7 protein-coding genes are annotated in these 11,676 nt (G+C 54.8%); 3 read left to right on the top strand and 4 right to left on the bottom strand.

Translation table 11 applies throughout. The features are described from left to right. Positions 1 to 37: 37 nt before the first annotated feature. From R5L00_RS04520 to R5L00_RS04505, 4 genes are all read right to left on the bottom strand, one after another. A complete protein-coding gene (locus R5L00_RS04520) occupies positions 38 to 997 on the bottom strand; it encodes an alpha/beta hydrolase (protein ID WP_317653552.1) in 960 nt (319 codons plus the stop codon). Positions 998 to 1,030: 33 nt separating this feature from the next. Continuing rightward, on the bottom strand, positions 1,031 to 3,313 hold the full coding sequence (locus R5L00_RS04515) for a TonB-dependent siderophore receptor (protein ID WP_317653551.1): 2,283 nt from the start codon (positions 3,311 to 3,313) through the stop codon (positions 1,031 to 1,033). 77 nt (positions 3,314 to 3,390) lie between these two features. Then, positions 3,391 to 4,695: a lysine N(6)-hydroxylase/L-ornithine N(5)-oxygenase family protein gene (locus R5L00_RS04510; RefSeq protein WP_317653550.1), complete on the bottom strand. Its 1,305-nt coding sequence runs from the start codon at positions 4,693 to 4,695 to the stop codon at positions 3,391 to 3,393. 8 nt (positions 4,696 to 4,703) lie between these two features. Beyond that, positions 4,704 to 5,795 carry a GNAT family N-acetyltransferase gene (locus tag R5L00_RS04505; RefSeq protein ID WP_317653549.1) on the bottom strand — a complete coding sequence of 364 codons (1,092 nt, stop codon included), beginning with the start codon at positions 5,793 to 5,795 and terminating at the stop codon, positions 4,704 to 4,706. A 299-nt stretch (positions 5,796 to 6,094) separates the two neighbouring features. On the opposite strand from R5L00_RS04505, the gene R5L00_RS04500 reads away from it, so the two are divergent. The 3 genes from R5L00_RS04500 to R5L00_RS04490 all read left to right on the top strand — a co-directional run bounded on the left by R5L00_RS04500 (position 6,095) and on the right by R5L00_RS04490 (position 11,645). Next, positions 6,095 to 7,747 (top strand): cyclic peptide export ABC transporter, encoded by a 1,653-nt coding sequence (locus R5L00_RS04500; RefSeq protein WP_317653547.1) that lies wholly within the window; start codon positions 6,095 to 6,097, stop codon positions 7,745 to 7,747. Between the two features lie 15 nt (positions 7,748 to 7,762). Beyond that, positions 7,763 to 9,013 carry a PepSY-associated TM helix domain-containing protein gene (locus R5L00_RS04495; RefSeq protein ID WP_317653545.1) on the top strand — a complete coding sequence of 417 codons (1,251 nt, stop codon included), beginning with the start codon at positions 7,763 to 7,765 and terminating at the stop codon, positions 9,011 to 9,013. A gap of 1,537 nt (positions 9,014 to 10,550) precedes the next feature. Further along, entirely contained in the window at positions 10,551 to 11,645 is a 1,095-nt protein-coding gene (locus R5L00_RS04490; RefSeq protein WP_107692063.1) for an ADP-ribosylglycohydrolase family protein, read from the top strand. Positions 11,646 to 11,676 lie beyond the last annotated feature (31 nt).

The following is an 11,676-nucleotide window of genomic DNA, read 5'->3' as shown; positions in this document are numbered from 1 at the left end:
GCGGCGGCGCTCGCGGTGGAGAAGGCTGAATGTACCGTTAGCTCGACTGAAAGGCGCTGGCGAGCATGCTCGCGATGTCTCTACGTACCTGCGCCCCTTCCGCGACAATATTGCCGAGGCGGGCGAAGTCATGGGTCATCCCGGGATAAACCCGGAGCTGAGTGGTGACGCCCGCCGCTTTCAGCTTATCAGCATATTTCATGCCTTCATCCACCAGCGGATCATATTCCGCCAAGGCAATGAATGCAGGGGCGACCCCTGTTAGATCGGGCGTTTCGAGGGGGGCGAAACGCCAGTCTTTCCGGTCGGCTTCGTTCGCCAGGTAATTGCTGAACATCCATTGCAGCGTCGGAGCTTCCAGAAGATAGCCCCCCGCTAGACGTCGATGCGATTCCGTATCCTGCGAGGCGCTGGTGCAAGGGTAAAGCAGCACCTGCAGTTTCGGCTGCGGCCCGCCTGAATCACGGAGGGTGATCGTAATGACTGTTGCCAGCGTTCCACCTGCGCTGTCCCCTCCCACAGCGATATTTTGCGTATCGATTCCCGACGCAGGTCCGTTTGCGAGAAGCCATTGGTAGGCATCCTGGGCGTCATGGACGGCAGTCGGGAATGGATGTTCGGGCGCCAACCGGTAAGCTACGCTTAGAACGCAGCAGGGGGTTAAAGCGGCCAGCGTCCTGCAGAGGGAGTCATGCGAGTCAAGGCTTCCAACGCAATAGCCGCCCCCGTGAAAGTACAGCAGCGCGGGTAACAGTCGCCCGGGTGAAGGTACAGCCGGCACATAAAGCCGAGCATCAATCTCCTTGCCATCCCGAGAGCGGATGCAGATTGAACTGACGCTTGCGACTTCCATCCCCTCAGAATCCAGGGCAAGTGTGGAAGCGTCATATTGCAGGCGAGCGTCGGAGACCGGCATCTCATGCAACGGCCGGGCACCGTTGCCGATGCCAGCATCGACCAACTCAAGAAATGCGGCGAGATCCGGGTCGAGCGGCATCGTGTATATCTCCGATAGAACGTTAGTGAGGAGTTAAAAATTAAGTTTCAACGTCCCGATAACCGAGCGTTCCGTGCCACGGAAGAAATTTCCTCCGGAGCTTGCGGAATAGTATTTTTCGTTGAATATGTTGTTAGCATTGAGGAAAAAGCGCCAGGGGCCGTGATCGTAGCGGAAAACCGCGTCGAACAAGGTGAAAGACGGGGTGATGCTCGTATTAGCGTCGTCGTTGAACACGCGTCCGACGTAACGCACGCCGCCACCAATGCCAAAACCCTTCAGCCATCCTATGTTCAATGCGCCCAGACTGTAATCGAGCCAGCCCGACGTGGTCAGATTCGGAACGCGCACCGGCATTTTTCCTACAAAAGCATCGCTTTCAGTGACCTTAACGTCGTTGTAGGTGAACGCGCCAATAAAATTAAGGCCCCTATAGAGTTCAGTCCTTGCCTCCACTTCCGCGCCTCGCGAGCGAATCTCACCCGTTTGGGTGAGGAGACCGCCTACTCGCAGATCGGGAATCAGTACATTCGTTTTCGTCAATTCAAACAGCGCTGCGGTGAACAGGCTTCTAGTTCCGGGTGGCTGGTATTTGATCCCAACTTCATACTGGGCGGCGCGCGTTGGATCGAATGGCCTGCCATCACCGGAACTGATCCCCGACTGAGGCAGGAACGATTGCGAATAGCTCACGTAGGGCGCGACGCCGCTGGAGAAAAGGTAGGTCAAGCCGGCCCTGCCGGTGTACGCGGCATCCCGGTCTCTAACCGCGTCAGGGAGGAAATTAACGGTAGTATTGTTTGAAACCTTGTCATGCCGCCCGCTCAGGGTCATAAGCCAGTTCTGGTATTTGATCTGATCCTGGACATAAAATCCTACCTGGTCGATCTTTTGCGTTCCAGCTAATCCGGGTGAATTTGGCGTGGGTATTGGCTGAAAATATACAGGACTAAATATGTTGATACCTGGAGTACCAGTGGCGTCAAGCCTGCTCAGAGAGGCATTCGTCCGCGTCCAATCAATTCCAACCAGTACGGTATGATTTACCGGCCCAGTATCCACCTTGGCTTGCAGGTGGGTGTCCAGCGCCGTCTGATCCAATCGCTCCCTGGTGGAGAAGGCATTACGAAGTAAAGTTTGTCCATCTGGAGCAAAACGAGTCCCCCTGTCAAAGTCAAAACCGGGCTCTAGATCCCTGAAATGGCCATCCTGCTTCATGAAACGGAAGTTCTGCCTGGCAGTGAAGATGTCGTTGAAGTGATGCTCGATTTTATAGCTGACCGAAGCCTGATGGGTGGAATACCGGGTAAAGCCGGGGTCGGCAAGCAGCGTATTGGTCGGCCCGCCGTCTGGCGTTGCAACGTAAAATGCGCCTGCTCCACTGCGGTTGTTAAGGATATCGCCAAACAGAGTGATGGAAGTCCTGTCGCTGGGGCGCCACGTAAGCGATGGCGCGATGTAAAAGCGCCTGATTCCGGCGCGGTCACCGTCAGTGTTTGGAAACCGGACTTGGGTGTCGGTATCGAGCGCGGAGGTCACGAGCCGGAACATCAACGTACCGTCCGCGTTGACGATGCCAAAATCCGCGGCAATCCGCTTGCGGTCGAAATTGCCGTACTGGATCTCGACTTCACGGATGGGCGTGGCGCTAGGCAGCTTTGTGATGCGGTTGACGATACCGCCAGCATCGCCGCGACCAAACATAACCGAAGTTGGGCCACGCAAAACATCCACCCGTTCAAGGGCATAGGGGTCGGTTAGAAAGGCGCCGAAATAAAGCCCTGTCCCCTGCTGACTCAGGCCGTCTCGGAAGTTGGCCGTAGTCTGGACATTAAAGCCGCGCATGCCAATGTACTCGAAACCTGTTCCATTGAAGCCGAATTGGTCGACTGCTACCCCGGGAACGTAGCGCAGCGCTTCGGTGAAATTGAGGTGCACGCCGCGCATGTCGAGCTCCCTTCGATTGATGATAGAGATCGACTGGGGTATCTCTGTAAGCGGCGTATCCGTCTTTGTCCCGCTGACGGTGCGACTGGTGACATAACCTGCGGTTTGCGCCTTATCCTTGATCACTACCGCTGGCAGAACTGCCGGGCTATCTGCCGCCGCAGATTTCTGCTTGTCGTCCTGCCCATCAACCATACCCGGCACAGCTATTTTTTCTTTCTTATCCGGTTTGGCGGATCCTGGGTCCGCCTGTTGAGCATAAGCGTATCCGTTTACGGATATAGTCAGGAATAGGTACTGCAGTGCAGCTGATAGTGCCACTTTTTTTGATTGTTTCAGCCACTTGTTGGTTTTTATGTAGGCTTTCATGGTTATAGTTGGTGGTAGTTAAGGTAGTTAAAAAACTTGTGGATGCCGTCCGCTGCGTTATCAGATTTAAAAAAACTTCAACGACTTGCAACCGCTCGTATCGGGTTATCCGTTTGCTTGCCTGTTTGCTGGTCTACTGCGCCCAGCAGTGCCTGACCTATCTCATAGGTGCGGACAGCGGTTACCGAAAGTAACGTATCGCTCAGGCCGTGGCTCGATTCGCACGCGCCCTGGAGGAAGATGGCTGGTCTGAAGTTGTCCGTGCTCTGCAAGCGGTATTGACGGTCCACGGTGAAGCCGTCCATATAAGGCGAAAGCTGTCCCAGTAGCGACTTATGATGATCCCGGCTATACCCGGTTGCTAGCACGACCGCATCGTAGGTGGCTAGATGCTCGCTACCATCGTTCAGGTTCCGCAGGAGCAGCCGGATGCCATCCGGCAACGCGTGAGCAGCGGCGACTTCATGACGACGGAGGAACCTATGGCGTGCGTTCCCGGCAACTCTCTGCTGATAGAAAACATTGAAGATCTGCTCGATCAGGACGAGGTCGGGCGCGGCATAGTTGGTGTGCCAGAATTCATCAAGCAGTGCAGCCCGGTCCTGATCCGGGTGGCTAAAAACGAAGTCGGTGAAATCCGGATTGAAAATTTCGTTGACGAATGGACTGTCGTCTGAAGGCTTGATCGCGCGGGCGCGCATGATGAGGTCGACGTGTGGCGCGTTGGGCCTGCCGTGCAGATCCATGAAAATCTCGGATGCACTTTGACCGGCGCCTATGACCGCTATCCTTTCGGCGGATGCGTGCTGTGCGATCTCTCGGAGATAGCTATTGGAATGAAATACCCGAACGTCGTCTTTTAGCGGTGTAAAACATGGTGGGATGCTCGGCACGCCTCCTACGCTGACGATGAGGTTGCGTGCCAAGCGCTCATGGATGGTGTTGCCGGCATCGCGCGAACGAATACGCAGCAGCGCGATTTCGTCATTACGCTTCTCGGGCAGCACTTCCAAAACTTCTTCACCGTATGCGCAGCGGTGGTTGAAATGCGCCGCTGCCCACCCCAAGTAGTCGTTGAACTCGTGACGACTCGGAAAAAACGTTTTCAGATTAATGAAGTCCTGTAGCCTTTGCTTCTGATGGAGGTAATTGATAAACGTGAAATGGCTCGACGGGTTGCGCATGGTCGCCAGATCCTTAAGGAAGGATATCTGCATATGCGTGTTGTCCAGCATCATGTTGGCATGCCAGGCGAAACTCGGCTGTTTTTCGATAAAGAAGGAGTCAACGTTGTAGCCCTCCTGTCTTTTTTCCTCCAAAGTGATGGCAAGGGCGATATTGGAGGGCCCGAAGCCGATACCGATCAGATCGTAAATATGCATGGATATCCTCAGGATAGAGATAGGGAATAGGGAGATGTCGTCGTCTCCCGCGGTACCCACAGCCGGTCCGCGAAAAAGCGTTCCCGTAACAACATGCCCAGCATCGCCCGTTTGTGAGGGAAATCGAACTCCTTGACATGCGCATAGCCGCATTTACCAAGATTACGAACCATCTTGTAGTTATCCGCGCGAGGCTCGATGACAATACGTTGAGTCCTGCAATCGTCTAGAAACAGATAATGCGAGATCGAGGGCAACCATGCAGTAACGAAAGGCTTGCCACGGAAGCGAGGTTCTCCAATGAGTACATGCCAGCCGCGGTCGAAGTCATCCACGTCGTAAAACGGGGCGATGCGGTCCTCCTTTGCCCAGTAGACCTCGAAGTAACCAAAAGCCTCATCATCCAGGCTTGCGATGAGCGCTGTCACATGGGCATCTGCCTCGATGTTCTGCAAATAGGCGCGATGTCTTCCGAGATCGCCTTCTTCGCGCCATGATGCCGCGACGACTGGGTCATTCATCCAGCGGCTGAATGATTCAAGGTCACGGTCAAGGTCCACCGTACTGAAAGACAGCGTTCGCTCAAGCCAGGGGATATAGCGCCGGTAGACCGGACCCATAGGCTTTAGGGGCCGTAGCGGATGCCTCCGACCGTGACAAAACGTGTAGGTAAGCGGGAATACCCCTGGTTGCGATTGAACGAGCCACGGACGAGGCTGCTGCCAGAAAAGCTCGGCTTTAACGCTCATTTGCCCGTTTTCGTCTCTGAGCAAAAAGCCCGAACAAATTAGTTCGTTGACAGCGATGACATGAGCTTTCACGTTGAGCGTCCCGCAATCGGGATAACTAAGGAAACAAGCTTCAATTGCCGCCAGTAGTTCTGCGTTCGCAACTCCGCGAGGTTTAGACGCTATCCTTTCCAGGTTCAGTTGATCTGCCTGTCGATACAAATGCCACTGCGATTTTTCCGCCCCGTCCGCCTTTTGCAAAAGCAAGGTGTCGCCATCAACTGTTGCTGTATAGGCGATCCCATCAGGGCGGCTAATAACTGTCGTGACACGAGCCAATAATTGTTGACCCTGCTCGTGCAGCTTGCCCATTCGTCGAACTCCCGTAATCATGGTTGAGGCGCATGCCCTTATCCCGTATAAAGACGAATGAGAAACGTTATTTTTTAGTAATCAATCTCATTAACAAATTGTTCTGAAACCGTCGTTTCCCAGCCGATCCCCGTGTTTCCGCCATTTCGTACAAAAACGGCGTGACGTTCCAATCGTAAGATGTGGATATTTGCACTGCCCATTCGTCTTTTCCATATCCATTCTCATTCTTATTGCGGGGCATCGTGCTTAAGTATCTCATCAGTCGATCAAAGGTCTTATTAGGTGGCGCTTCGTTAGTGACCGTGGTTCATGGCGCGTGCAGTGTATTTCTGGTGGCGCAGATCAGCTCCGCGCTTACCGCAGCAGAGTCGGAGCGTGGACAAATGGCGCTGATTTTCGGGGTTACTGCGCTCGGCGTAATGCTGACTTACGTGGTTGCCGCCATTCTCTTCGAGCGCCTGGGGCAGCGCGCCCATGCGGAGTTGCGAGGCTTGGTCGCGAGACGTGTGCTTGCGGCTGATTACCGGCACCTGGAATCAATTGGCGCGGCACGCATACAATCTGCGCTCGCCGAGCATTGCTCGCGCGTTGCAGAATTTTTCGAAAGCTTTCCGGTAATCCTGATGAACGCGGTCATCGTCGCCGGATGTCTTATATATATGGCTTTATTGTCCTGGCAGGTATTTCTGCTTGCAGTTGTCGTTGTTGGGTTGGGCTCCGTCGGTTATCACTTTGCGCATTTGCGTGCGATACGCCATCTCAGTGTCGCCGCGGAGGAGCAGGACCGACTATTTGCCTATTTTCGTTCCCTTACCGATGGGGCCAAGGAGCTTCGTCTGAATCGCGAAAAACAGACGGCGTTTTATGATGACGTACTGGCCAAATCGATCGAAACGGTGCGCCGCGAAAGAACCTTCGGGATGTCGGTCTTCGTCGCCTCGGGCGGCTGGGCCCAATTTTTGCTGTATGCGTTTATCGGGTTGGTATTATTCGCACTGGTGGGGAATGTTCCTGACAGGGCGCTCATCATGACCGGCTATGCGCTTGTGTTTGTGTATATGGTCGGGCCGCTGGAGGCACTCCTGCTGAACATTCCGCGAGCCAATCTAGCGCAGGTATCGGCCGCGCGGATCGATGAAATAATACGCGAGATGTCCAGTTCAGAGACGCGAGCGGAGGGTTCTTCTCCGCCCGCATTGCACTCTATTTCGCTGAAGGGGGTAATGCACCGTTATTATCACGAACAGAGCGACGACTTATTCACCCTGGGGCCCATAGACCTGGAGTTTCGGCCCGGAGAGATTACTTTTTTGGTAGGAGGCAATGGTAGCGGCAAGACTACTTTGGCGAAATTGCTGGTGGGCCTCTATCCGCCGGAAGAGGGAAAAATAGTTTTTAACGGCACAACAGTAGACGATATGAATCGCGACCACTATAGGCAGCTGTTTTCTACCATTTTTTCCGACTTTCACCTTTTTGATCGCCTGCTCGAGACAAGTAGCGCCCGTCTGAACAGCGAAGGCAATCGCCTCCTCGAAAAATTGCATTTGCACAACAAGGTTAAAGTGCAGAATGGAGCTTTCACTACCCTCGCGTTATCGCAAGGGCAGCGCAAGCGCCTAGCCCTGGTGGTAGCGTACCTGGAGGACCGCCCATTTTTTATGTTCGACGAATGGGCCGCGGACCAGGATCCGCTATTCAAGGAAGTGTTTTACCGGGAGATCCTTCCCGAACTACGAGCCATGGGCAAGGCCGTGCTAGTAATATCGCATGATGACCGGTACTTTCACCTTGCAGATCAACTTGTACGCATGGAGAGCGGGTGTCTGACTTTCAATAGCCGGGAACGGGTAAAGGACAGTACGGCCAGTGCGCCAAGGAAGGAAAGCAAACCGGCGAAAGACAGCCCGACGGTGCCAGCACCGATTGTATTCAACAGTGCAGTTTGAGGTCTAGAATGAATTATGGCATCTGAAATCTCTGACGTTACCGGAGGATTAGAAAGCCGGAGGACCAGCAAGCAGCGAATCGGGCGCAGCTTGCTGGCCCTGGTGCACCGCTGGGTTGGGCTTTTTCTCGCTGTTTTTCTGTTCATATCAGGGCTTACAGGCGCGATAATCTCTTGGGACCACGAGGTGGACGAGTGGCTCAACCCGCAGTTGTTCGAAGCACAGGGCGAGGGCGTACCTGTTTCCCCGTTGATTCTTGCCGAACAACTGGAAGCAGCCGATCCGCGGCTGCTAATAACCTGGGTTCCCCTAGCGGGGGAATCCGGGCATAACATTGGATTGGGCGTGAGTGCGCGTATCGATCCAGCTACAGGCAAAGCTTTCGAGCTGGATTTCAACCAGGTGACGCTTGATCCTGTGAACGGCGAGGTACGGGGGAAGCGGATGTGGGGGGAGATTTCGCTAAGCCGCGAGAATCTGCTGCCCTTCCTGTATAAGTTGCATTACAGCATGCATATCCCCGATGGGTTCGGGATAGAGCTTGGAATCTGGTTCATGGGCATCCTGGCCATTGTATGGGCACTTGACTGCTTTGTCGCTTTATCAATTTCGTTTCCAAGCGCGAGTGCGTGGTCCAAATCCTTCAGTTTTCGCTGGCATCAAGGGGCCGCCAAGCTCAATTTCGACTTGCATCGCTCCGGTGGCGTTTGGGTATGGGGGATTTTGCTGATTCTTGCGATTACGGCCGTATCGATGAATCTCAATCAGCAGGTGATGCGCCCGCTTGTGTCCCTGTTTTCACCACTAACTCCCAGTCCCTTCACCCGACCTCCCAATCCCCCTGAGCAGCCGATTGAACCTGTGGTGAACCGGCGCGCCATTCTCCAACTGGCCACCGAGGAAGCCAGACAGCTGGGTTGGAGCACGCCGCCCGGGGGCATATTCTATGTGCCAGAGATTGGCGTTTATGGTGTCACTTTTTTTGAGCCAGGGCACGAGCACGGGGACGGGGGGCTCGGTAATGCATCGTTGTATTTCGAGGGGAAAAATGCCGCTTCGGCTGGAGCCAGAATACCAGGGTCTGGAACCATGGGTGACATTTTTATGCAGGCACAATTTCCGTTGCATTCCGGGCGGATCCTCGGTCTTCCGGGCCGCATCATGGTCTCAATGATGGGGCTCCTCGTCGCGATGCTCTCCATTACAGGAGTGATTATCTGGCAAAAAAAACGGTGGGCGCGCAGACGAATGAGTGCGCGAAATTAGAGGCGGTGATAACGGTACTGAACGGCAAGGTTCCGACGGCTGAAATTTCATAAACACAATATTGCTGTGCCGGTGTGATTCCTGCGTGATCAAGCAGAGAAAATTACACAATTCACGAGAATCAAAGAGAACTAATATATCTACGTTTTAACAGCAAACTATTGAAAAACAAAATGTTGGGAAAAATATAGAAGCCATCAGATAATCGCATTTGAATACTGTTAATCCACAGGCCGGATGGGAATGATTTAACGCCTCTCGGCGCAGTAGACGAAAATTACTGCGGCCTGATTTTCCCAATCGAGTCGAGAATCCCCCTTGCACTCTGTCCGTTGAAGTTGATGACGCCGAGTACTGGAGAGTCAACGAGAGCAAGTAGTGCAGCTAGCCCCGATAGTCAAAGCGGTGATGACCGGCAAGCGTCGCACCGACATAGGCGAGCATGGGCCAGATGCGAGGGGCTGATCAAGCCGCAGCTGCCGCTATAGCATGTCGGAAGTTATTTGACGGATGTCATTTGACCACTACAGATCTAGTCCAAGCTAAAAGCCCGCGGCCCATCTTCTTTCTCCATCTTTCTTCACCGCGCCACGAATTCAATCAAGGCCAGCCCTGCAGAAAGAGCGCAGAGATCTCCGGTTCCGGGATGATGCGATGGCGATGACCTGGCCTGCGTTATTAATAGAGGTGACTTCCGATAGAGCAACCCCAGGGGAAGATCAACCAGCGAATTGAGGCCCATCACGCCTGCGCCATTGGAGCCGGTGATGAAAGCATGGGGGGCGCCTCCAGCCGTGGGAAAACCAACCCATCACCTGCCCGGCGTCGTTGATGCCAGAACCGTCGCTGTCAATGCCGCCCAAAGTGCCAAGCTTAGTTTCTGTCTCGCTGTTAGCCTACCGCAAGGGGTTCAATGTTCTTGGTGACGTACTTTCACTATTCCAGCAGCCGTGGTGATCGCCATCGTCAGGGGAGAGGGAGCAATTCTTGGACAACAACATTGCGCTCGGCCCGTCAAAAAACCACTTCAGGGAGTCGGCGCTCCAGCATCGAAATCGATCGGAAGTTACTCTCCCGATGGTAGTTAAAGGAGCGTGTGTTAGCGTGATGCTGATGCACGCATATTCCGCGTGCAAGAAATGCAAGTTTGGAAGAGGGTGTCGGTGCATTACAACTTGAGCGACCTGAGCGATAGGATAGGTGGCCCGCTAAGTGTCGAATGGCCTGGAACATCTGCCTTGACAGCAGCAACCCTTTACGCGAATCTATCGCCAACGCCTGTGGGGCGGATGTGCTTCCGTGCGTGGGAAACCACGTCTTGTCGGTCTTTTTGATGCTGGCGGCACTGCTTCCATCGTGCCAAAGGCATGACTTCGACGCTGGCTAACCCCTTCGTTCCAGCGGACCGCCTTGACCGCTGCTGAACGCAAGCGTTTGAGGTCAAGCAAGTTGTCTTCCGGCGAAGCTTATGGAATTAACCGCTCGTACCAGGTTACCGTCGGGAGATAATGAGGTTAATCGAGAGGAGGATCAGAATATGTCCGACCCCGCCATACAGGATCGAGCCGCCGGCGCCATCATGGGCGCAATAATCGGGGATGCCTTAGGACTCGGCCCCCATTGGTACTACGACCTGTCGGCGCTCCGCCGCGACTACGGTGACTGGATCACGACCTACACCGATCCAAAACCCGGGCGCTACCATAGCAACCTCAAGGCGGGCCAGCTCTCCCAAACGGGCATCCTTCTCCGGCTCATGCTGCGCTCGCTGATCGAGCGCGACGGTTATGACGAAGCGGATTTCTGCCGGCGCATGGATGAGGAAATACTTCCATTGCTCAACGGCTTGCCCGTGAACGGACCGGGCGGGTACACCCAGCAGTCGATCCGGGATGCCTGGCGCAAGCGGGTGCAGCAGAACCTGCCATGGGGGCAAACGGGAGGCCAGGCGGACACTACCGAAGCAATAGGGCGCACGCTGGCCCTGGCGGTTCGTTACGCCCTCCAGCCGGAGGAACTCGCCAGCACCATCTCCAGCAATACCCGGCTCACCCAGATCGACGATACCGTGGTTACCCTGACTGTCGCGTACGGGGCAGTGTTGGGCCTGCTCGTGCAGGGGCACAAGCTCAACAGGAGCCTTTCCGGCAAGCTCATGCGATTGGCAAGGGCGGGAAAATTGCCTTTCCATTCGATGGCGCATACCGACCTGGAGCCGCCAAAGGAGGATCGCCCGCCGGAAAGCGGGCATTTCGTCTCTCCGGACGCCCTGCTCACGCCCTCGTATGTGGCCGCGGCCGCGCTGGACCCGGATATCCGGATCGAGCCCGCATGGAAAGTCTCCATCGTTTATGGCATGACCTGTGCCATTTATCACCAGCTGCCGGCAGCCTACTATCTCACTGCCCGCTTTCCGAACGATTTTGAGTCGGCTGTGCTCCACGCTGTAAATAGCGGCGGCGAAAACCAGGCTCGGGCCACTTTGACGGGCGCGCTGGTCGGAGCCCAAGTCGGACTATCGGGAATACCCCCGCGCTTCCTCGATGGTCTGGAAGAAGGCGAAACGCTCCAGCGCTTTGCGATGGAATTGGCCTCGAAAGTCGGCGCTTTAACCGCCGGTAGGGACAGTTGAAAAACCCGCACGAAACTTGGGAACGGCGAAC

It is taken from the genome of Nitrosospira sp. Is2, assembly GCF_033095785.1.
In the GTDB taxonomy this organism is placed as follows: domain Bacteria; phylum Pseudomonadota; class Gammaproteobacteria; order Burkholderiales; family Nitrosomonadaceae; genus Nitrosospira.
This window is presented reverse-complemented; position numbering and strand designations above follow the sequence as displayed.